The sequence below is a fragment of the Streptococcus sp. HMSC065C01 genome, assembly GCF_001813525.1.
Taxonomy (GTDB): domain Bacteria; phylum Bacillota; class Bacilli; order Lactobacillales; family Streptococcaceae; genus Streptococcus; species Streptococcus parasanguinis_V.
On sequence record NZ_KV812829.1, the window covers coordinates 52,303 to 71,034 of the forward strand.

Here is an 18,732-nt window from a genome sequence, read left to right on the forward strand (position 1 = left end):
GGGTTTTCTTCTTACTCTTATTCAGTCTCATGGCTTGGATGGCCTGTAAAATGGCGCGGCCCTTGTTTGATCTGCTTGATTTGATCATAAAATGCAATTTGGCAGTTAATAAAGTAAGGCATGGTATAAAAGCCGATGACATCGCGCGTGAAGTAATTCAAGAAGTACCAACCAATCAAGGTTAGATCGAGCACCAAGCGATTGCTGCGGAACCCTTTCATAGTTTCACGACTTTGGCGAAGGACTCCAAAGGCTCCCTTGTAGTCGCCGTCTCGTAATTGCTCGTAGAGGATCAATTCGACCAAGCTGAGACTGTAGTATTGTGGCAGGTAAAAGAGGAGGCCAAGTAGGCCCAGCACGACACCAGCAGTCATCAGAGGCATTTGTTGCATGAGAGATTGAAATTCAGGACTGGAAGCACTCAAAGTGCTAGGGTTGCTCACCTTGTCGTAAATCGCTAAAAATCGAATGCTGGCGTAGGTGCTGATGAGACTCCCCACATAGAGGATGAGTCCCCATAAAAAGAGGACGGCTTGCTTCAAAATCAAGGTGGCAAATACAGAGGTAAAGCGATCTTGTTTAAAGATATCTAAGACGCGTGTTCGGTGTTCGATCTTGGGATTAATCGTATCTAAATAGCTAAAAGTCGCACCAACCACTAAAATGGAGATGACAAAGGAGACGACAGAAGGAAAGAGTTGTCGCTGGATCATGTAGATACTTGCTTGCTGCAAGGTCATATCCGGTAGTAGATCGACCAGATCTTGCCCACTTAAGAGAAAGTTAGCAAGAATGGTCAACAGGACCGGAAGAGCAAAAAGGATAGCTAAGCCCGGTTGCTGGACTTGCATGGTACGTGCCCGGAGGCGAATCAGTTTAAGGTTCATAGATGACACTCTCTTCATAGTAGTACTTTTTATTATAACATAAGTCCGTGACAGAGCCGGTAAAATTTGGTACAATCGTACAGGTGCTCACAGGAAAACTGTGACAGGAATAAGAAGGCTGGGACTGTTTTTCCCAGTACGGAGGTAACCATGACAGATTCACCGATTCAATATCGATTAATCAAAAAAGAAAAGCATACAGGTGCTCGTCTGGGAGAAATTATCACCCCTCACGGGACCTTCCCGACCCCAATGTTTATGCCTGTAGGGACTCAGGCAACCGTTAAGACCCAATCGCCAGAAGAACTCAAGGAAATGGGTTCTGGAATTATCTTGGCCAACACCTACCATCTCTGGCTTCGTCCCGGGGACGACTTGGTTGCAAAAGCAGGAGGATTGCACCAGTTCATGAACTGGGACCAGCCGATTTTGACAGATAGTGGAGGCTTCCAGGTCTATTCATTAGCGGATACCCGCAACATCACTGAAGAAGGGGTAACCTTTAAAAACCACCTCAACGGCTCAAAGATGTTCCTCTCTCCGGAAAAGGCCATCTCCATCCAAAACAATCTAGGGAGCGACATCATGATGTCCTTTGATGAATGCCCTCAGTTCTATCAGCCCTATGATTATGTGAAAAAATCGATCGAACGGACCAGTCGTTGGGCAGAACGTGGACTGAAGGCTCACCGTCGCCCTCATGATCAAGGTCTTTTCGGGATTGTCCAAGGGGCTGGATTTGAAGACTTGCGCCGTCAGTCTGCTCAAGATCTGGTCAGTATGGACTTCCCAGGCTATTCCATTGGTGGCTTAGCTGTTGGGGAAAGCCATGAAGAGATGAATGCCGTGTTGGATTTCACAACTCCGCTCTTACCAGAAAACAAGCCACGCTATCTCATGGGAGTAGGAGCTCCAGACAGTCTGATCGATGGCGTTATTCGTGGAGTGGACATGTTTGACTGTGTCTTGCCGACGCGGATTGCGCGAAATGGTACCTGTATGACTAGTCAAGGTCGCCTAGTAGTGAAAAATGCGCAATTTGCAGAAGACTTTACACCGCTGGATCCCGAATGTGATTGCTACACTTGTAAGAACTATACCCGAGCTTATCTTCGCCACCTCCTCAAGGCAGATGAGACCTTCGGCATTCGCTTGACCAGCTACCACAACTTGTATTTCTTGATCAACCTCATGAAGCAGGTCCGTCAAGCCATCATGGATGACAATCTCTTAGAATTCCGTGAGCATTTCGTCGAAAAATATGGCTATAACAAGTCAGGACGGAATTTCTAGAAATAGATAAATAGGAAGAAAAAAGACTACAGCCATCTGAGAATAATAGGAATAACTGCTAGACGCAGTGGTTGATTGGTATCTTTGTTCGCTTGTTAAGCTCCAAAGATAACCTAATCAACTGTGCGGGGGCGAGACGACGAACAAATTGGATATAAATTTGTTCTGTCTCGCTCCCTTTTTCCTATATAATAGCAACTTTTTTAGCACGCTTTTTCTTTCGAAAACACTTTCATCAAAAAAACGAAAAAAATCTTCTCAAATCCCTTGCATTGGGCCTTTGTTTGTGTTAAACTACTATGGTGCTGTGAAAAACAGCTATTAGCTTTGATGCAAGAGGTTGCGACACGCTCGGTTGCATTGCCACGCAACGCGCGTCGGTTTTCTTGTGGAGCTAGCCTATTATCTTAAATAGACGAAAAGGAGAAAAAGATGGCAAACAAAAAAATCCGCATCCGTTTGAAAGCGTACGAACACCGTACACTCGACACAGCGGCTGCAAAAATCGTAGAATCAGCTACTCGTACAGGTGCACAAGTTGCGGGTCCAATCCCACTTCCAACTGAGCGTAGCCTCTACACAATCATTCGTGCGACTCACAAATACAAAGATTCTCGCGAACAATTCGAAATGCGTACACACAAACGTTTGATCGACATCATCAACCCAACTCAAAAAACAGTTGACGCTTTGATGAAATTGGATCTTCCAAGTGGTGTAAACGTAGAAATCAAACTTTAATCTAAAGCTTGATCGAGAGCATAAAAAACGCTCGTTAAAAACTTTTTGAATAAAAAACTATAGAAAAGGAACTATTTTCTCATGACAAAAGGAATCTTAGGGAAAAAAGTGGGAATGACTCAAATCTTCACTGAAGCTGGCGAATTGATCCCTGTAACAGTTATCGAAGCAACTCCAAACGTTGTTCTTCAAGTTAAAACTGTTGAAACAGATGGTTACAACGCTATCCAAGTTGGTTTCGATGACAAACGCGAAGTATTGAGCAACAAACCTGCTAAAGGACATGTAGCAAAAGCTAACACGGCTCCTAAGCGCTTCATTCGTGAATTCAAAAACGTTGAAGGCTTGGAAGTTGGTGCTGAAATCACAGTTGACACTTTCGAAGCTGGAGACATTGTTGATGTAACTGGTACTTCTAAAGGTAAAGGTTTCCAAGGTGTTATCAAACGCCACGGACAATCACGTGGACCAATGGCTCACGGTTCTCGTTACCACCGTCGTCCAGGTTCTATGGGACCTGTTGCACCTAACCGCGTATTCAAAGGTAAAAACCTTGCAGGACGTATGGGTGGCGATCGTGTAACGATTCAAAACCTTGAAGTTGTACAAGTTGTTCCAGAAAAGAACGTTATCCTTATCAAAGGTAACGTACCAGGTGCTAAGAAATCTCTTATCACTATCAAGTCAGCAGTTAAAGCTGGTAAATAATAAGGAAAGGGGAATACAGTCAAAATGGCAAATGTAACATTATTCGACCAAACTGGTAAACAAGCGGGCGAAGTTGTTCTTAACGATGCGATCTTTGGTATCGAACCAAACCAAGCAGTTGTATTTGATGTGATCATCAGCCAACGTGCTAGCCTTCGTCAAGGAACTCACGCTGTTAAAAACCGTTCAGCCGTTTCAGGTGGCGGACGCAAACCATGGCGTCAAAAAGGAACTGGACGTGCTCGTCAAGGTTCTATCCGCTCTCCACAATGGCGTGGTGGTGGAATCGTCTTCGGACCAACTCCACGTAGCTATGCGTACAAACTTCCTCAAAAAGTTCGTCGCCTTGCACTTAAATCTGTTTACTCAGAAAAAGTTGCTGAAAACAAATTTGTAGCCGTTGATTCTCTTGAATTTACAGCTCCAAAAACTGCTGAATTTGCAAAAGTTCTTGCAGCTTTGAGCATCGATTCTAAAGTCCTTGTTATTCTTGAAGAAGGAAACGAATTCGCAGCTCTTTCAGCTCGTAACCTTCCAAACGTGAAAGTTGCGACTGCTACAACTGCAAGTGTTCTTGACATCGCAAATAGTGACAAACTTCTTGTTACTCAAGCAGCTATCTCTAAAATCGAGGAGGTTCTTGCATAATGAATTTGTATGATGTTATCAAAAAACCTGTTATCACTGAAAAGTCAATGGCTCAACTTGAAGCAGGCAAATATGTATTCGAAGTTGACACTCGCGCTCACAAACTTTTGATCAAACAAGCTGTTGAAGCTGCGTTTGAAGGTGTAAAAGTTGCGAATGTGAACACTGTAAACGTAAAACCTAAAGCAAAACGCGTTGGACGTTACACTGGTTTTACATCAAAAACTAAAAAAGCTATCATCACGCTTGCAGCTGATTCTAAAGCAATCGAGTTGTTTGCTACTGAAGCTGAATAATCTAAGGAGGAAATATCGTGGGAATTCGTGTTTATAAACCAACAACAAACGGTCGCCGTAATATGACTTCTTTGGATTTCGCTGAAATCACAACAAACACACCTGAGAAAACTTTGCTTGTTTCTCTTAAAAACAAAGCAGGTCGTAACAATAACGGTCGTATCACTGTTCGTCACCAAGGTGGTGGACACAAACGTCATTACCGTTTGATCGATTTCAAACGTAACAAAGATGGAGTTGAAGCAGTCGTTAAAACGATCGAATACGATCCAAACCGCTCAGCAAACATCGCGCTTGTACACTACACTGACGGTGTGAAAGCTTACATCATCGCCCCTAAAGGTCTTGAAGTAGGTCAACGCATCGTATCAGGACCAGAAGCAGATATCAAAGTCGGAAATGCTCTTCCACTTGCTAACATCCCAGTTGGTACTTTGATCCACAACATTGAATTGAAACCTGGTAAAGGTGGAGAATTGGTACGTGCTGCTGGAGCTTCTGCTCAAGTATTGGGTTCTGAAGGTAAATATGTACTTGTTCGTCTTCAATCAGGCGAAGTTCGTATGATTCTTGGAACTTGCCGTGCTACAGTTGGTGTTGTCGGAAACGAACAACATGGACTTGTAAACCTTGGTAAAGCGGGACGTAACCGCTGGAAAGGTGTTCGCCCTACAGTTCGTGGTTCTGTAATGAACCCGAATGATCACCCACACGGTGGTGGTGAAGGTAAAGCACCAGTTGGACGTAAAGCGCCATCTACTCCTTGGGGTAAACCTGCGCTTGGTCTTAAAACTCGTAACAAGAAAGCGAAATCTGACAAACTTATCGTTCGTCGTCGCAACCAAAAATAATCATAAGCAACTAGCTTACACTTTCCGCCAGCTCGGTAGCGCTGCATAGCAGCGCAAGCCGCTGTGGTACTAAATTTTAAAGGAGAAAATTAAAAAATGGGACGTAGTCTTAAAAAAGGACCTTTCGTCGATGAGCATTTGATGAAAAAAGTTGAAGCTCAAGCAAACGACGAAAAGAAAAAAGTAATTAAAACTTGGTCACGTCGTTCGACGATCTTCCCAAGTTTCATCGGATACACTATCGCAGTTTATGATGGACGTAAACATGTACCTGTTTACATCCAAGAAGACATGGTAGGTCACAAGCTTGGTGAATTTGCACCAACTCGTACTTACAAAGGTCACGCGGCAGACGACAAGAAGACACGTAGAAAATAAGGAGAACATAAATGGCAGAAATTACTTCAGCTAAAGCAATGGCTCGTACAGTGCGTGTTTCACCTCGTAAATCACGTCTTGTTCTTGACAACATCCGTGGTAAAAGCGTAGCCGATGCCATCGCTATTTTGACATTCACACCAAACAAAGCTGCAGGGATCATCCTTAAAGTGTTGAACTCAGCAGTAGCAAACGCTGAAAACAACTTTGGTTTGGAAAAAGCTAACTTGGTAGTATCTGAAGCATTCGCAAACGAAGGACCAACTATGAAACGTTTCCGTCCACGTGCGAAAGGTTCAGCATCACCAATCAACAAACGTACAGCTCACATCACAGTAGCTGTTGCAGAAAAATAAGGAGGTAAACTCGTGGGTCAAAAAGTACATCCAATTGGTATGCGTGTTGGTATCATCCGTGATTGGGATGCCAAATGGTATGCTGAAAAAGAATACGCGGATTACCTTCATGAAGATCTTGCAATCCGTAAATTCATTCAAAAAGAATTGGCTGACGCAGCCGTTTCAACTATTGAAATCGAACGCGCAGTAAACAAAGTTAACGTTTCACTTCACACTGCTAAACCAGGTATGGTTATCGGTAAAGGTGGAGCAAACGTTGATGCACTTCGTGCAGCTCTTAACAAATTGACTGGTAAACAAGTCCACATCAACATCATTGAGATCAAACGTCCTGATTTGGATGCTCACCTTGTTGGTGAAGGAATTGCTCGTCAATTGGAACAACGTGTTGCTTTCCGTCGTGCACAAAAACAAGCGATCCAACGTGCTATGCGTGCTGGAGCTAAAGGAATCAAAACTCAAGTATCAGGTCGTTTGAACGGTGCAGATATTGCCCGTGCAGAAGGATACTCTGAAGGAACTGTTCCACTTCACACACTTCGCGCTGATATTGATTACGCTTGGGAAGAAGCAGACACTACTTACGGTAAACTTGGTGTTAAAGTATGGATCTACCGTGGTGAAGTTCTTCCAGCTCGTAAAGACGCTAAAGGAGGTAAATAACCAATGTTAGTACCTAAACGTGTAAAACACCGTCGCGAATTCCGTGGTAAAATGCGCGGTGAAGCAAAAGGTGGAAAAGAAGTAGCATTCGGTGAATACGGTCTTCAAGCTACAACTAGCCACTGGATCACAAACCGTCAAATCGAAGCTGCTCGTATCGCCATGACTCGTTACATGAAACGTGGTGGTAAAGTTTGGATTAAGATTTTCCCACACAAATCATACACCGCTAAAGCTATCGGGGTACGTATGGGATCTGGTAAAGGGGCTCCTGAAGGTTGGGTAGCACCAGTTAAACGTGGTAAAGTGATGTTCGAAATCGCTGGTGTATCTGAAGAGATCGCACGCGAAGCGCTTCGTCTTGCTAGCCACAAATTGCCAGTTAAAACTAAATTTGTGAAACGTGAAGCAGAATAAGGAGAGGTCATGAAACTTACAGAAGTAAAAGAATTTGTTAAAGAACTTCGTGGTCTTTCTCAAGAAGAACTCGCGAAGCGTGAAAATGAATTGAAGAAAGAATTGTTTGAACTTCGTTTCCAAGCGGCTGCTGGTCAATTGGAACAAACTGGACGTTTGAAAGAAGTGAAAAAACAAATCGCTCGTATCAAAACTGTTCAATCAGAAGCTAAATAATAGACTAGGGAAGGAGAATTTCAATGGAACGCAATAATCGTAAAGTTCTTGTTGGACGCGTTGTGTCTGACAAAATGGACAAAACAATCACAGTTGTAGTTGAAACTAAACGTAACCACCCAGTCTATGGTAAACGTATCAACTATTCTAAAAAATACAAAGCTCATGATGAAAACAATGTTGCTAAAGAAGGCGATATCGTTCGTATCATGGAAACTCGTCCGCTTTCAGCTACAAAACGCTTCCGTCTTGTAGAAGTCGTTGAAGAAGCGGTCATCATCTAATCATACCTGAAAGGAGAAAACGTAAATGATTCAAACAGAAACTCGTTTGAAAGTCGCTGACAACAGTGGCGCACGCGAAATCTTGACAATCAAAGTTCTTGGTGGTTCAAAACGTAAATTCGCGAGCATCGGTGATGTAATCGTTGCATCAGTAAAACAAGCTACTCCTGGTGGTGCGGTTAAGAAAGGTGACGTTGTAAAAGCTGTTATCGTTCGTACTAAATCAGGTGCTCGTCGTAAAGATGGTTCATACATCAAATTCGACGAAAATGCAGCAGTAATCATCCGTGACGACAAAACTCCTCGCGGAACTCGTATCTTTGGCCCAGTTGCACGTGAATTGCGTGACGGTGGTTTCATGAAGATCGTGTCACTTGCTCCAGAAGTACTTTAATCAATAAAAAAACAAACACAGTCCCCTGGCTTAGCCAGGGTGCCCATCGGGCGTAAGAATAAAAGGAGAATAAAATGTTTGTAAAAAAAGGCGACAAAGTTCGCGTTATCGCTGGTAAAGACAAAGGCGTAGAAGCTGTTGTTCTTACTGCTCTTCCAAAAGTAAATAAAGTTGTTGTAGAAGGTGTAAACATCATCAAGAAACACCAACGTCCAAATAACGAAAACCCTCAAGGTGCGATCGTTGAAAAAGAAGCTCCAATCCATGCTTCTAACGTTCAAGTTTTGGACAAAAACGGTGTTGCTGGACGTGTTGGCTACAAATTTGTAGACGGCAAAAAAGTTCGCTACAACAAAAAATCAGGCGAAGTGCTTGACTAATCACGAAGGAAAGGAGAAGTATAATGGCTAATCGTTTAAAAGAAAAATACCTTAATGAAGTAGTACCATCATTGACTGAACAGTTCAACTATTCATCAGTTATGGCTGTGCCAAAAGTTGATAAAATCGTTTTGAACATGGGTGTTGGTGATGCAGTATCAAATGCTAAAAACCTTGAAAAAGCTGCTGAAGAGCTTGCTTTGATCTCAGGTCAAAAACCATTGATCACTAAGGCTAAAAAATCAATCGCCGGCTTCCGTCTTCGTGAAGGTGTTGCGATCGGTGCAAAAGTTACCCTTCGTGGTGAACGTATGTACGAATTCTTGGATAAATTGGTAACAGTTTCACTTCCACGTGTACGTGACTTCCATGGTGTTCCAACTAAATCATTTGATGGACGCGGAAACTACACACTTGGTGTGAAAGAACAATTGATCTTCCCAGAAATCAACTTTGATGATGTTGATAAAACTCGTGGTTTGGATATCGTAATCGTAACTACAGCGAACACAGACGAAGAATCACGTGCATTGCTTACTGGCCTCGGAATGCCGTTTGCAAAATAATATAGGAGGTAAAACTAATGGCTAAAAAATCTATGATTGCTAAGAACAAACGCCCAGCGAAGTTCTCTACTCAAGCATACACTCGCTGTGAACGTTGTGGACGTCCACACTCAGTTTACCGCAAGTTTAAACTTTGCCGTGTTTGCTTCCGTGAATTGGCATACAAAGGTCAAATCCCAGGTGTGACAAAAGCATCTTGGTAATAGCATGATACAAAGAGCGTAACAACCCCAGCAAAAATTGGAGGTTTGGTGCAGTAGCGCTGCTCCAAAACAAATCTATCTTTTTTGCCCAGGTTGTAGCTCGTGTTCAAATGAGTATATTCTCGTTTGCATGTATCAAAACTATCTGAGCCTAGCTCAATCATTAACTAGCAAGTGCAACTTGCAAACTACTAGTAAGAGGAGAAATTATAATGGTTATGACTGACCCAATCGCAGACTTCCTTACACGTATTCGTAACGCTAACCAAGCAAAACACGAAGTACTTGAAGTACCTGCATCAAACATCAAAAAAGGGATTGCTGAAATCCTTAAACGCGAAGGTTTTGTAAAAAACGTTGAATTCATCGAAGATGACAAACAAGGCATCATCCGTGTATTCTTGAAATACGGACAAAACGGTGAAAAAGTTATCACAAACTTGAAACGTGTATCTAAACCAGGTTTGCGTGTTTACAAAAAACGTGAAGATCTTCCAAAAGTTCTTAACGGACTTGGAATTGCTATCCTTTCAACTTCTGAAGGTTTGCTTACTGATAAAGAAGCACGCCAAAAGAACGTTGGTGGGGAAGTTATCGCTTACGTTTGGTAATATTTAGTTCCCGATTTCGTTGTGACTCTTCGTTATTGTCTCTTGCCTAACCCAAAGTTATGTCTGCGAGACAATGCCTTGATTCACTTAGAAAATGAGACCTAAACATTAACTTTTAAATCAAAAAGATTTAAACCCCGTGAAAACTGGCCCGCAAAGGCCTGACAATTTAACAGGAGAATAAAAAACATGTCACGTATTGGTAATAAAGTTATCGTGTTGCCTGCTGGTGTTGAAATCACTAACAATGACAACGTTGTAACTGTAAAAGGACCTAAAGGAGAACTTACTCGTGAGTTCTCAAAAGATATTGAAATCCGTGTGGAAGGTACTGAAGTAACACTTCACCGTCCAAACGATTCAAAAGAAATGAAAACAATCCACGGAACAACTCGTGCCCTTTTGAACAACATGGTTACTGGTGTATCAGAAGGATTCAAGAAAGAACTTGAAATGCGCGGGGTTGGATACCGTGCACAACTTCAAGGATCAAAACTTGTTTTGGCTGTTGGTAAATCACACCCAGACGAAGTTGAAGCTCCAGAAGGAATTACTTTTGAACTTCCAAACCCAACAACAATCGTTGTTAGCGGAATTTCAAAAGAAGTAGTTGGTCAAACAGCTGCTTATGTACGTAGCCTTCGTTCACCTGAACCATACAAAGGTAAAGGGATCCGTTATGTTGGTGAATACGTTCGCCGCAAAGAAGGTAAAACAGGTAAATAATGTAGTTTGGTTGTTTTTCAACCAACCTTCATCTTACCAACTCAGTGCTTAGCACATGATTTTAAAATTAAGAGGTGAAAATTGTGATTTCGAAACCAGATAAAAACAAAATCCGTCAAAAACGCCACCGTCGCGTTCGCGGAAAACTCTCTGGAACTGCTGATCGCCCACGTTTGAACGTATTCCGTTCTAATACAGGCATCTACGCTCAAGTAATTGATGACGTAGCGGGTGTAACGCTCGCAAGCGCTTCAACTCTTGACAAAGAAGTTTCAAAAGGAACTAAAACTGAACAAGCCGTTGTTGTCGGCAAACTTGTTGCTGAACGTGCAGTTGCTAAAGGTATTTCTGAAGTGGTGTTCGACCGCGGTGGATATCTATATCACGGACGTGTTAAAGCTTTGGCTGATGCAGCTCGTGAAAACGGATTGAAATTCTAATAGGAGGACACTAGAAAATGGCATTTAAAGATAATGCAGTTGAACTTGAAGAACGCGTAGTTGCCATCAACCGTGTAACAAAAGTTGTTAAAGGTGGACGTCGTCTTCGTTTTGCAGCTCTTGTAGTTGTTGGTGACCGTAATGGCCGTGTTGGATTTGGTACTGGTAAAGCTCAAGAAGTTCCAGAAGCAATCCGTAAGGCTGTTGAAGATGCTAAGAAAAACTTGATCGAAGTTCCTATGGTTGGAACAACAATTCCACATGAAGTAACATCAGTATTTGGTGGAGCTCGTGTATTGTTGAAACCAGCTATCGAAGGGGCTGGGGTTGCTGCAGGTGGAGCAGTTCGTGCCGTTGTCGAATTGGCAGGTATTGCAGATGTTACATCTAAATCACTTGGATCAAACACTCCAATCAACATCGTTCGTGCAACTGTTAACGGTTTGGCACAATTGAAACGCGCTGATGAAGTTGCTGCCCTTCGTGGTATTTCAGTTTCTGACTTGGCTTAAGAAAGGAGATTCAAATGGCTCAAATTAAAATTACTTTGACTAAGTCTCCAATCGGACGCATCCCGTCACAACGTAAAACTGTTGTAGCACTTGGACTTGGCAAATTGAACAGCTCTGTTATTAAAGAAGATAACCCAGCAGTACGTGGTATGATCACTGCTGTATCTCACTTAGTAACAGTTGAAGAAGTAAAATAATCTATTTGAAATAGAAACAAAGTTTTCAGGGGTATGAGAGGTTCTCATCCCCTAAAACTAAATATAAGTATAGGCGAGTTTGTAGTTAGGACACCTTTTCCTGATTACATGCGTTAGCAATTTACAAAAGAGGAGAAAATTAATAATGAAACTTCATGAATTACAACCTGCTACAGGTTCACGTAAAGTCCGCAACCGTGTTGGTCGTGGTACTTCATCTGGTAATGGTAAAACTTCTGGCCGTGGTCAAAAAGGTCAAAAAGCTCGTAGCGGTGGCGGTGTACGTCTTGGTTTTGAAGGTGGACAAACTCCATTGTTCCGTCGTCTTCCAAAACGTGGATTTACAAACATCAACGCTAAAGAATATGCTATTGTGAACCTTGATCAATTGAACGCCTTTGAAGATGGTGCTGAAGTAACTCCAGTAGTACTTGTAGAATCAGGAATTGTAAAAGCTGAAAAATCAGGTATCAAAATTCTTGGTAACGGAGAATTGACTAAGAAGTTGACTGTTAAAGCAGCTAAATTCTCTAAATCAGCTGAAGAAGCTATCACTGCTAAAGGTGGTTCAGTTGAAGTCATCTAAGTGAGGTGACCTATGTTTTTTAAATTATTAAAAGATGCATTTAAGGTGAAACAAGTACGGTCGAAGATTTTGTTTACGATCTTCATCATTCTTGTTTTCCGCATTGGGACCACGATTACAGTGCCTGGTGTAAATGCGAAAATTCTGAACAACCTTCAAGATGTGTCCTTCTTGAACATGCTCAGTTTGGTTTCTGGGAATGCCATGAGGAACTTCTCAGTTTTCGCATTAGGGGTTAGCCCATACATTACAGCTTCGATCGTCGTGCAACTTTTACAAATGGATCTGTTACCTAAGTTTGTTGAATGGGGCAAACAAGGGGAAGTTGGTCGAAGAAAGCTCAACCAAGCAACACGCTATATTTCTTTGGTTCTAGCCTTTGTTCAATCCATCGGGATTACAGCAACCTTCCACACTTTGTCTCAGGCGAAATTAGTCGCAACTCCAAATACCAAAACCTATCTATTAATCGGTGCGATTCTGACGACCGGTTCCATGATTGTGACTTGGCTTGGAGAACAAATCACAGATAAAGGCTACGGTAATGGTGTTTCAATGATTATCTTTGCGGGGATTGTATCATCAATTCCTGAGATGATTAAAGAAATCTATGAAAATGCATTTGTGAACGTTCGTTCTGGTCAAATGACCAATTCCCTCATTTTTGTTGGGGTATTAATCCTTGCTGTCTTGGTTATTGTTTACTTTACAACCTTTGTAGAGCAAGCACAATACAAGATTCCAATCCAATATACAAAGATTGCACAAGGAGCTCCATCAAGTTCTTACCTTCCTTTGAAAGTAAACCCAGCAGGAGTTATTCCTGTCATCTTCGCTAGTTCGATTACAGCAGCGCCTGCTGCAATTTTCCAAGTGATTAGCGCTATGGGTTACAATGCAGGATGGGTGAAAACAGCTCAAGCCATGTTGGCTACAAACACACCAACTGGTGTGGCAATGTATGCCTTATTGATCATTCTCTTCACCTTCTTCTACACGTTTGTTCAGATCAATCCTGAAAAAACGGCAGAAAACCTTCAAAAGAGTGGTGCCTATATCCCAGGCGTCCGCCCTGGTAAGGGGACAGAAGAGTTTATGTCTCGTTTGCTACGTCGTTTAGCAAGCGTCGGATCAGTATTCCTTGGCTTTATTACCATCATTCCAATCCTGGCTCGAGATTTATTTGGTTTGACAGATGCAGTTGCTCTTGGAGGAACTAGTTTGTTAATCATTATTTCAACAGGTATTGAGGGAATGAAACAATTAGAAGGCTACTTATTAAAACGTAAGTATGTCGGATTTATGGACACAACAACAGAATAGAATAAGGTTGACTTTGTCAGCCTTCTATTTTGTTTTTAAATGGAAATAGGAATTCGCTCCTGCTTCCATTTAAAAACAAAATAAGGAGAATTCATCATGAATCTTTTAATTATGGGGTTGCCTGGAGCAGGTAAAGGAACTCAAGCAGCTAAAATCGTTGAAGAGTTTCACGTAGCGCACATCTCCACTGGAGATATGTTCCGCGCAGCGATGGCTAACCAAACTGAAATGGGTGTGCTTGCAAAATCATACATTGATAAAGGTGAGTTGGTACCAGATGAAGTAACCAATGGAATTGTGAAAGAACGCCTTGCTCAAGATGATATTAAAGAAACAGGTTTCCTTTTGGATGGCTATCCACGTACAATTGAACAAGCTCATGCCTTGGATCAAACTTTGTCAGATCTTGGTATCACATTAGAAGGTGTTATCAACATTGAAGTTAACCCAGAAAGCTTGTTAGAGCGTTTGAGTGGTCGTTTCATCTGCCGTACTTGTGGCGCAACTTACCACAAAGTATTTAATCCTACAAAAGTTGAAGGAACTTGTGATAACTGTCAAGGTCATGATTTCTACCAACGTGAAGATGACAAACCAGAAACGGTTAAACGTCGTTTGGACGTCAATATTGCACAAGGAGAACCAATCATTGAATTTTATCGTTCAAAAGGACTCGTACATGACATCCAAGGAAACCAAGATATCAATGATGTATTTTCAGACATTGAAAAAGTCTTGTCAAATTTGAAATAAAAGCGTTTTTCATGCTTGCAATATTGGACAACTAGTGTTACAATTAGTTAGTCTGACTTATAATTGTTACCTCTGTGCTCAGAGGAATGAATCGAAATTTATGGAGGTACTTTTGCGTGGCAAAAGACGATGTGATTGAAGTAGAAGGCAAAGTAGTCGATACAATGCCGAATGCTATGTTTACGGTTGAACTTGAAAATGGACATCAGATTTTAGCAACAGTTTCTGGTAAAATTCGTAAAAACTATATTCGTATTTTAGCGGGAGATCGTGTTACAGTGGAGATGAGTCCGTACGATTTGACACGTGGACGTATCACATACCGCTTTAAATAATCGAAAAACTTGGAGGGATAAAAATGAAAGTAAGACCATCGGTCAAACCAATTTGCGAATACTGTAAAGTAATTCGTCGTAATGGTCGTGTTATGGTAATTTGCCCAGCAAATCCAAAACACAAACAACGTCAAGGATAAGATAGAAAGGAGAAAACATGGCTCGTATTGCTGGAGTTGACATTCCAAATGACAAACGTGTAGTAATTTCATTGACTTATGTGTACGGTATCGGACTTCCAACATCTAAGAAAATCCTTGCTGCTGCAGGTGTTTCTGAAGATATTCGTGTTCGCGATCTTACACCAGATCAAGAAGATGCTATCCGTCGTGAAGTTGACGCAATTAAAGTTGAAGGTGACCTTCGTCGTGAAGTAAACTTGAACATCAAACGCTTGATGGAAATCGGTTCATACCGTGGTATCCGTCACCGTCGTGGACTTCCAGTTCGTGGACAAAACACTAAAAACAATGCTCGCACTCGTAAAGGTAAAGCTGTTGCGATTGCAGGTAAGAAAAAATAAAATAAAATAAGGAGGTAAAAATCTTGGCTAAACCAACACGTAAACGTCGTGTGAAAAAGAATATCGAATCTGGTATTGCTCATATTCACGCTACATTTAACAACACAATTGTTATGATTACTGATGTGCATGGTAACGCAATCGCTTGGTCATCTGCAGGTGCACTTGGATTTAAAGGTTCTCGTAAATCTACACCATTTGCTGCTCAAATGGCATCAGAAGCTGCTGCAAAAGCTGCTCAAGAACACGGACTTAAATCTGTTGAAGTAACTGTTAAAGGTCCTGGTTCAGGTCGTGAGTCTGCTATTCGTGCACTTGCTGCTGCTGGTCTTGAAGTAACTGCAATCCGCGATGTAACTCCTGTACCACACAATGGTGCTCGTCCTCCAAAACGTCGCCGTGTATAATCATCAACAATTACACAGCTTTTCGTTTAAGAGGGAGTATAGCAAATGATTGAGTTTGAAAAACCAAATATAACAAAAATTGATGAAAACAAAGATTATGGCGTGTTTGTCGTAGAACCACTTGAACGTGGCTATGGTACAACACTTGGAAACTCACTTCGTCGTGTACTTCTGGCTTCACTTCCAGGTGCAGCTGTCACTTCAATCAACATTGAAGGTGTACTCCACGAATTTGATACCGTTCCAGGAGTCCGTGAAGACGTTATGCAAATTATTCTTAACGTTAAAGGAATCGCCGTTAAATCTTACGTCCAAGACGAAAAGATTATTGAACTTGATGTAGAAGGACCTGCAGAAGTAACTGCCGGAGACATTCTTACTGATAGTGACATCGAAATTGTAAACCCTGATCATTATCTATTTACAATCGGAGAAGGAGCATCTTTGAAAGCAACGCTTACTGTAAACAGTGGACGTGGCTATGTTCCAGCTGATCAAAACAAAAAAGATGATGCACCAGTGGGAACACTTGCTGTAGATTCAATCTATACGCCAGTGACTAAAGTCAATTACCAAGTTGAACCAGCACGCGTTGGTAGCAACGATGGCTTTGACAAGCTAACCCTTGAAATTTTGACAAATGGGACAATCATTCCAGAAGATGCCCTAGGTTTGTCTGCTCGTATTTTGACAGAACACCTAAATCTATTCACAAACTTAACTGAAATTGCTATTGCAACAGATGTTATGAAGGAAGTGGATACAACTTCTGATGATCGCATTTTAGAACGTACAATCGAAGAATTAGATCTTTCAGTTCGTTCATATAACTGTTTGAAACGTGCTGGCATTAATACTGTTTACGATTTGACTGAAAAATCAGAAGCAGAAATGATGAAAGTTCGTAACTTGGGACGTAAGAGTCTTGAAGAAGTTAAAATCAAACTTGCCGACTTAGGCCTTGGGTTAAAAAACGATAAATAGAGGAGGAATACATGGCTTACCGTAAACTAGGACGCACTAGCTCACAACGTAAAGCAATGCTTCGCGATTTGACTACAGATCTTATCATCAATGAAGCAATTGTAACAACTGAAGCACGTGCGAAAGAAATCCGTAAATCAGTTGAAAAAATGATTACTTTGGGTAAACGTGGTGATTTGCATGCACGTCGTCAAGCTGCTGCATTCGTACGTAACGAAGTTGCATCACAAAACTTTGATGAAGAAACAGGTAAATACTCAGAAACAACTGCACTTCAAAAATTGTTCTCTGAATTAGCACCTCGTTATGCTGAGCGCAATGGTGGATATACTCGTATCCTTAAAACTGAACCACGTCGTGGTGATGCTGCGCCAATGGCTATCATCGAATTGGTATAATATCATCAATTTTGTTGAGTGTTATGATGATGGAATACACTGTTATTCTTAGTCTAGCTCTGGTCTACCGCTGGGGATTTTCCCCAGCGGGAACACTCATCATATTGAATGAATGGTAGACGCTTGTTTACGAAATTGCTTTAATTTAAAACAATTTCGTAAGCAGGCGTTTTGTCTTGCTTTTCATGAGTAGTCGAGAATAGCAAAAAATGATATAATGGAAACCCATATCTCCAATAGAAGAAAAAGGATTCAATGACAAAACAACAAGCAATTAAATTACTAAAAGAGAAGTACCTTAGTAATATGAAAAAGGATTCGGAACTCTTTGTCGGAGTTGAATTAGAGTTTCCGATTGTAGAAACAAATGGAAACAAAACAAATATAGAGGTGACGAAAAATCTTTTTCGAACCTTAGCCAACTTATCAGATTTTGAAATTGAAAAAATAGATGACGATCAAAATCCCATTCAATTGGTTCACTGCTCTTCTAAAGATCGTATTCTATTCGAGTTGAGTTACAATACAATTGAATTTGCATTTGAGAGAGCTCATTCTATAAATGAGGTAGCCAAACGTTTTGAGGCCTATTTAAAGATCATTCAACCGATTTTGCAAGAAAATAATCACGAAATCCAAGGGCGCGGAATCCATCCTTTGTGGAAAGAAAATGATAATAGCCCAGTGAAAATCGAACGATACAAGATGTTAATGGCTTTCCTTGCAATGAATGGTACAGGGATGAAAACACACTCCTATCCTTCGTACGGAGCATTTATATGCGGAAACCAGGTTCAATTGGATGTAAGGCGCGATAACTATCTTCGCATCATTAATGCATTTAATAAAATTGAAGCAGTAAAAGCATATTTGTTTTCTAACTCAGAATTTTCAGCAGAGGTTTGGGATACAAAAATTGCCAGAGATATTTTCTGGGAAGAATCCTTACATGGTTATTATAAGGAAAATGTAGGGATTTATCCTAAGGACTACCAAAGCGAAGAAGAGTTTTTTAATAATCTCGCTAGAACAGCTATTTTTACGGCAATTAGAGAGGGCAAATCATATTATTTTAAACCAATTCGAGTGGAAAACTATCTAGATCAAAAAGAAATTACGGCCTATACGGCTGATGGAAATGAGAAGATCATTAACCCTGTAAAAGAAGATCTAAAACAACATCGAAGTTACCAATTTCAAGATTTAACTGCTCGTGGGACTGTGGAATTTAGAAGCGTTTGTACACAACCATTAGAAACCACCTTTGCCCCGATAGCCTTTGAGTTGGGATTGTTTGTAGAATTAGAAAAACTGGAAAACTATTTAGAAGAATGTTCATTTTTTAAAAATGAAGAACAGGACTATCGAAAACTTAGAAAGAAATATTCAAAGAAAAATCTAAGTGAAAAGGAAAAAGAAGCGATACAATCCTTTTCAAAAGATCTTCTGGACATAGCTAAAGCAGAATTAATTAAAAGAGGTTATGGAGAAGAAAAATTTCTCATCATTAACAAAGAACTAGACTAATAGAAAAGCCTGTAATACAGGCTTTTCTTTGTTTATTTCAAAAAAACTTTCAAAAAAATAAAAAATTTTTTAAAAAAGTGTTGACAGTAAGGAGAGGTCATGATATACTAATATAGTTGTCGCGCG

The 18,732-nt window shown here is 41.0% G+C and carries 32 protein-coding genes; 31 read left to right on the plus strand and 1 reads right to left on the minus strand.

Going from position 1 to position 18,732, the window contains the following annotated elements:
• Window positions 1-17: 17 nt before the first annotated feature.
• Window positions 18-887: a DUF975 family protein gene (locus tag HMPREF2918_RS00795; RefSeq protein ID WP_070449173.1), complete on the minus strand. Its 870-nt coding sequence runs from the start codon at window positions 885-887 to the stop codon at window positions 18-20.
• A gap of 150 nt (window positions 888-1,037) precedes the next feature.
• Here HMPREF2918_RS00795 and tgt point away from each other — a divergent pair, with 150 nt between their 5' ends.
• The 31 genes from tgt (at window position 1,038) to HMPREF2918_RS00945 (ending at window position 18,606) form a co-directional block, all read left to right on the plus strand.
• Window positions 1,038-2,180: a tRNA guanosine(34) transglycosylase Tgt gene (tgt, locus tag HMPREF2918_RS00800; RefSeq protein ID WP_003010858.1), complete on the plus strand. Its 1,143-nt coding sequence runs from the start codon at window positions 1,038-1,040 to the stop codon at window positions 2,178-2,180.
• Window positions 2,181-2,612: 432 nt separating this feature from the next.
• Complete coding sequence (gene rpsJ / locus HMPREF2918_RS00805; protein WP_003009585.1) at window positions 2,613-2,921, plus strand: 30S ribosomal protein S10; 309 nt, start codon at window positions 2,613-2,615, stop codon at window positions 2,919-2,921.
• 81 nt (window positions 2,922-3,002) lie between these two features.
• A complete protein-coding gene (gene rplC, locus HMPREF2918_RS00810) occupies window positions 3,003-3,629 on the plus strand; it encodes a 50S ribosomal protein L3 (RefSeq protein ID WP_003010846.1) in 627 nt (208 codons plus the stop codon).
• 24 nt (window positions 3,630-3,653) lie between these two features.
• Complete coding sequence (gene rplD, locus HMPREF2918_RS00815; protein WP_003009591.1) at window positions 3,654-4,277, plus strand: 50S ribosomal protein L4; 624 nt, start codon at window positions 3,654-3,656, stop codon at window positions 4,275-4,277.
• A complete protein-coding gene (locus tag HMPREF2918_RS00820) occupies window positions 4,277-4,573 on the plus strand; it encodes a 50S ribosomal protein L23 (RefSeq protein WP_003009593.1) in 297 nt (98 codons plus the stop codon). The genes rplD and HMPREF2918_RS00820 overlap by 1 nt, the downstream gene beginning before the upstream one ends.
• 17 nt (window positions 4,574-4,590) lie before the next feature.
• Window positions 4,591-5,424, plus strand: coding sequence for a 50S ribosomal protein L2 (gene rplB, locus HMPREF2918_RS00825; RefSeq protein WP_000512900.1), 834 nt, complete (start codon window positions 4,591-4,593; stop codon window positions 5,422-5,424).
• A 96-nt stretch (window positions 5,425-5,520) separates the two neighbouring features.
• On the plus strand, window positions 5,521-5,802 hold the full coding sequence (rpsS, locus tag HMPREF2918_RS00830; RefSeq protein ID WP_000533766.1) for a 30S ribosomal protein S19: 282 nt from the start codon (window positions 5,521-5,523) through the stop codon (window positions 5,800-5,802).
• An 11-nt stretch (window positions 5,803-5,813) separates the two neighbouring features.
• Window positions 5,814-6,158 (plus strand): 50S ribosomal protein L22, encoded by a 345-nt coding sequence (gene rplV / locus HMPREF2918_RS00835; protein WP_000818139.1) that lies wholly within the window; start codon window positions 5,814-5,816, stop codon window positions 6,156-6,158.
• A gap of 12 nt (window positions 6,159-6,170) precedes the next feature.
• The gene (rpsC, locus tag HMPREF2918_RS00840) at window positions 6,171-6,824 is read left to right on the plus strand and encodes a 30S ribosomal protein S3 (RefSeq protein WP_003002336.1); all 654 of its coding nucleotides are present in this window, start codon (window positions 6,171-6,173) and stop codon (window positions 6,822-6,824) included.
• A 3-nt stretch (window positions 6,825-6,827) separates the two neighbouring features.
• Entirely contained in the window at window positions 6,828-7,241 is a 414-nt protein-coding gene (gene rplP / locus HMPREF2918_RS00845; RefSeq protein WP_000960947.1) for a 50S ribosomal protein L16, read from the plus strand.
• 9 nt (window positions 7,242-7,250) lie between these two features.
• On the plus strand, window positions 7,251-7,457 hold the full coding sequence (gene rpmC, locus HMPREF2918_RS00850; protein WP_003002350.1) for a 50S ribosomal protein L29: 207 nt from the start codon (window positions 7,251-7,253) through the stop codon (window positions 7,455-7,457).
• Window positions 7,458-7,480: 23 nt separating this feature from the next.
• Window positions 7,481-7,741 (plus strand): 30S ribosomal protein S17, encoded by a 261-nt coding sequence (rpsQ, locus tag HMPREF2918_RS00855; protein ID WP_000440801.1) that lies wholly within the window; start codon window positions 7,481-7,483, stop codon window positions 7,739-7,741.
• A 25-nt stretch (window positions 7,742-7,766) separates the two neighbouring features.
• On the plus strand, window positions 7,767-8,135 hold the full coding sequence (gene rplN / locus HMPREF2918_RS00860; RefSeq protein WP_003002384.1) for a 50S ribosomal protein L14: 369 nt from the start codon (window positions 7,767-7,769) through the stop codon (window positions 8,133-8,135).
• 74 nt (window positions 8,136-8,209) lie between these two features.
• A complete protein-coding gene (gene rplX / locus HMPREF2918_RS00865) occupies window positions 8,210-8,515 on the plus strand; it encodes a 50S ribosomal protein L24 (RefSeq protein ID WP_003002315.1) in 306 nt (101 codons plus the stop codon).
• Between the two features lie 23 nt (window positions 8,516-8,538).
• Window positions 8,539-9,081, plus strand: coding sequence for a 50S ribosomal protein L5 (gene rplE, locus HMPREF2918_RS00870; RefSeq protein ID WP_003009606.1), 543 nt, complete (start codon window positions 8,539-8,541; stop codon window positions 9,079-9,081).
• 17 nt (window positions 9,082-9,098) lie between these two features.
• Window positions 9,099-9,284, plus strand: a complete 186-nt coding sequence (locus HMPREF2918_RS00875; protein WP_001085699.1) for a type Z 30S ribosomal protein S14 — start codon at window positions 9,099-9,101, stop codon at window positions 9,282-9,284.
• Between the two features lie 212 nt (window positions 9,285-9,496).
• On the plus strand, window positions 9,497-9,895 hold the full coding sequence (gene rpsH, locus HMPREF2918_RS00880; protein WP_003010897.1) for a 30S ribosomal protein S8: 399 nt from the start codon (window positions 9,497-9,499) through the stop codon (window positions 9,893-9,895).
• Between the two features lie 189 nt (window positions 9,896-10,084).
• The gene (rplF, locus tag HMPREF2918_RS00885; RefSeq protein WP_003009612.1) at window positions 10,085-10,621 is read left to right on the plus strand and encodes a 50S ribosomal protein L6; all 537 of its coding nucleotides are present in this window, start codon (window positions 10,085-10,087) and stop codon (window positions 10,619-10,621) included.
• An 83-nt stretch (window positions 10,622-10,704) separates the two neighbouring features.
• Entirely contained in the window at window positions 10,705-11,061 is a 357-nt protein-coding gene (gene rplR / locus HMPREF2918_RS00890) for a 50S ribosomal protein L18 (protein ID WP_003010871.1), read from the plus strand.
• 17 nt (window positions 11,062-11,078) lie between these two features.
• Entirely contained in the window at window positions 11,079-11,573 is a 495-nt protein-coding gene (gene rpsE, locus HMPREF2918_RS00895) for a 30S ribosomal protein S5 (protein WP_003009617.1), read from the plus strand.
• A gap of 14 nt (window positions 11,574-11,587) precedes the next feature.
• Window positions 11,588-11,770: a 50S ribosomal protein L30 gene (gene rpmD / locus HMPREF2918_RS00900; RefSeq protein ID WP_002894509.1), complete on the plus strand. Its 183-nt coding sequence runs from the start codon at window positions 11,588-11,590 to the stop codon at window positions 11,768-11,770.
• A 145-nt stretch (window positions 11,771-11,915) separates the two neighbouring features.
• Complete coding sequence (gene rplO, locus HMPREF2918_RS00905; RefSeq protein WP_003002405.1) at window positions 11,916-12,356, plus strand: 50S ribosomal protein L15; 441 nt, start codon at window positions 11,916-11,918, stop codon at window positions 12,354-12,356.
• Window positions 12,357-12,368: 12 nt separating this feature from the next.
• Window positions 12,369-13,679: a preprotein translocase subunit SecY gene (gene secY, locus HMPREF2918_RS00910; RefSeq protein ID WP_023920186.1), complete on the plus strand. Its 1,311-nt coding sequence runs from the start codon at window positions 12,369-12,371 to the stop codon at window positions 13,677-13,679.
• 96 nt (window positions 13,680-13,775) lie between these two features.
• Window positions 13,776-14,432, plus strand: coding sequence for an adenylate kinase (locus HMPREF2918_RS00915; RefSeq protein WP_003017039.1), 657 nt, complete (start codon window positions 13,776-13,778; stop codon window positions 14,430-14,432).
• Window positions 14,433-14,548: 116 nt separating this feature from the next.
• On the plus strand, window positions 14,549-14,767 hold the full coding sequence (gene infA, locus HMPREF2918_RS00920) for a translation initiation factor IF-1 (protein WP_001029883.1): 219 nt from the start codon (window positions 14,549-14,551) through the stop codon (window positions 14,765-14,767).
• 23 nt (window positions 14,768-14,790) lie between these two features.
• The gene (gene rpmJ, locus HMPREF2918_RS10675; protein ID WP_001808836.1) at window positions 14,791-14,907 is read left to right on the plus strand and encodes a 50S ribosomal protein L36; all 117 of its coding nucleotides are present in this window, start codon (window positions 14,791-14,793) and stop codon (window positions 14,905-14,907) included.
• A gap of 17 nt (window positions 14,908-14,924) precedes the next feature.
• Entirely contained in the window at window positions 14,925-15,290 is a 366-nt protein-coding gene (gene rpsM / locus HMPREF2918_RS00925; protein WP_003009631.1) for a 30S ribosomal protein S13, read from the plus strand.
• Between the two features lie 23 nt (window positions 15,291-15,313).
• Window positions 15,314-15,697 (plus strand): 30S ribosomal protein S11, encoded by a 384-nt coding sequence (gene rpsK, locus HMPREF2918_RS00930; protein WP_003002390.1) that lies wholly within the window; start codon window positions 15,314-15,316, stop codon window positions 15,695-15,697.
• Between the two features lie 45 nt (window positions 15,698-15,742).
• A complete protein-coding gene (locus tag HMPREF2918_RS00935; protein WP_003009635.1) occupies window positions 15,743-16,681 on the plus strand; it encodes a DNA-directed RNA polymerase subunit alpha in 939 nt (312 codons plus the stop codon).
• An 11-nt stretch (window positions 16,682-16,692) separates the two neighbouring features.
• A complete protein-coding gene (gene rplQ / locus HMPREF2918_RS00940; RefSeq protein WP_003002399.1) occupies window positions 16,693-17,079 on the plus strand; it encodes a 50S ribosomal protein L17 in 387 nt (128 codons plus the stop codon).
• A 255-nt stretch (window positions 17,080-17,334) separates the two neighbouring features.
• Complete coding sequence (locus tag HMPREF2918_RS00945) at window positions 17,335-18,606, plus strand: glutamate-cysteine ligase family protein (protein WP_070594348.1); 1,272 nt, start codon at window positions 17,335-17,337, stop codon at window positions 18,604-18,606.
• The last annotated feature ends 126 nt before the right edge of the window (window positions 18,607-18,732 follow it).

Bases quoted from the DNA above. Each gene is read 5' to 3' on its own strand.
- rplC (WP_003010846.1), top strand. From the start codon at position 3,003: ATGACAAAAGGAATCTTAGGGAAAAAAGTGGGAATGACTCAAATCTTC.
- rpsH (WP_003010897.1), top strand. From the start codon at position 9,497: ATGGTTATGACTGACCCAATCGCAGACTTCCTTACACGTATTCGTAAC.
- HMPREF2918_RS00945 (WP_070594348.1), top strand. From the start codon at position 17,335: ATGACAAAACAACAAGCAATTAAATTACTAAAAGAGAAGTACCTTAGT.
- rplE (WP_003009606.1), top strand. From the start codon at position 8,539: ATGGCTAATCGTTTAAAAGAAAAATACCTTAATGAAGTAGTACCATCA.
- rplQ (WP_003002399.1), top strand. From the start codon at position 16,693: ATGGCTTACCGTAAACTAGGACGCACTAGCTCACAACGTAAAGCAATG.
- rpmC (WP_003002350.1), top strand. From the start codon at position 7,251: ATGAAACTTACAGAAGTAAAAGAATTTGTTAAAGAACTTCGTGGTCTT.
- rpsS (WP_000533766.1), top strand. From the start codon at position 5,521: ATGGGACGTAGTCTTAAAAAAGGACCTTTCGTCGATGAGCATTTGATG.
- rpsJ (WP_003009585.1), top strand. From the start codon at position 2,613: ATGGCAAACAAAAAAATCCGCATCCGTTTGAAAGCGTACGAACACCGT.
- rpsM (WP_003009631.1), top strand. From the start codon at position 14,925: ATGGCTCGTATTGCTGGAGTTGACATTCCAAATGACAAACGTGTAGTA.
- rplV (WP_000818139.1), top strand. From the start codon at position 5,814: ATGGCAGAAATTACTTCAGCTAAAGCAATGGCTCGTACAGTGCGTGTT.
- rplP (WP_000960947.1), top strand. From the start codon at position 6,828: ATGTTAGTACCTAAACGTGTAAAACACCGTCGCGAATTCCGTGGTAAA.
- HMPREF2918_RS00935 (WP_003009635.1), top strand. From the start codon at position 15,743: ATGATTGAGTTTGAAAAACCAAATATAACAAAAATTGATGAAAACAAA.
- rplD (WP_003009591.1), top strand. From the start codon at position 3,654: ATGGCAAATGTAACATTATTCGACCAAACTGGTAAACAAGCGGGCGAA.
- rpsQ (WP_000440801.1), top strand. From the start codon at position 7,481: ATGGAACGCAATAATCGTAAAGTTCTTGTTGGACGCGTTGTGTCTGAC.
- rpsE (WP_003009617.1), top strand. From the start codon at position 11,079: ATGGCATTTAAAGATAATGCAGTTGAACTTGAAGAACGCGTAGTTGCC.
- rplN (WP_003002384.1), top strand. From the start codon at position 7,767: ATGATTCAAACAGAAACTCGTTTGAAAGTCGCTGACAACAGTGGCGCA.
- secY (WP_023920186.1), top strand. From the start codon at position 12,369: ATGTTTTTTAAATTATTAAAAGATGCATTTAAGGTGAAACAAGTACGG.
- rpmD (WP_002894509.1), top strand. From the start codon at position 11,588: ATGGCTCAAATTAAAATTACTTTGACTAAGTCTCCAATCGGACGCATC.
- rplX (WP_003002315.1), top strand. From the start codon at position 8,210: ATGTTTGTAAAAAAAGGCGACAAAGTTCGCGTTATCGCTGGTAAAGAC.
- HMPREF2918_RS00820 (WP_003009593.1), top strand. From the start codon at position 4,277: ATGAATTTGTATGATGTTATCAAAAAACCTGTTATCACTGAAAAGTCA.
- HMPREF2918_RS00795 (WP_070449173.1), bottom strand. From the start codon at position 887: ATGAACCTTAAACTGATTCGCCTCCGGGCACGTACCATGCAAGTCCAG.
- tgt (WP_003010858.1), top strand. From the start codon at position 1,038: ATGACAGATTCACCGATTCAATATCGATTAATCAAAAAAGAAAAGCAT.
- rplO (WP_003002405.1), top strand. From the start codon at position 11,916: ATGAAACTTCATGAATTACAACCTGCTACAGGTTCACGTAAAGTCCGC.
- HMPREF2918_RS00875 (WP_001085699.1), top strand. From the start codon at position 9,099: ATGGCTAAAAAATCTATGATTGCTAAGAACAAACGCCCAGCGAAGTTC.
- rplF (WP_003009612.1), top strand. From the start codon at position 10,085: ATGTCACGTATTGGTAATAAAGTTATCGTGTTGCCTGCTGGTGTTGAA.
- HMPREF2918_RS00915 (WP_003017039.1), top strand. From the start codon at position 13,776: ATGAATCTTTTAATTATGGGGTTGCCTGGAGCAGGTAAAGGAACTCAA.
- rpmJ (WP_001808836.1), top strand. From the start codon at position 14,791: ATGAAAGTAAGACCATCGGTCAAACCAATTTGCGAATACTGTAAAGTA.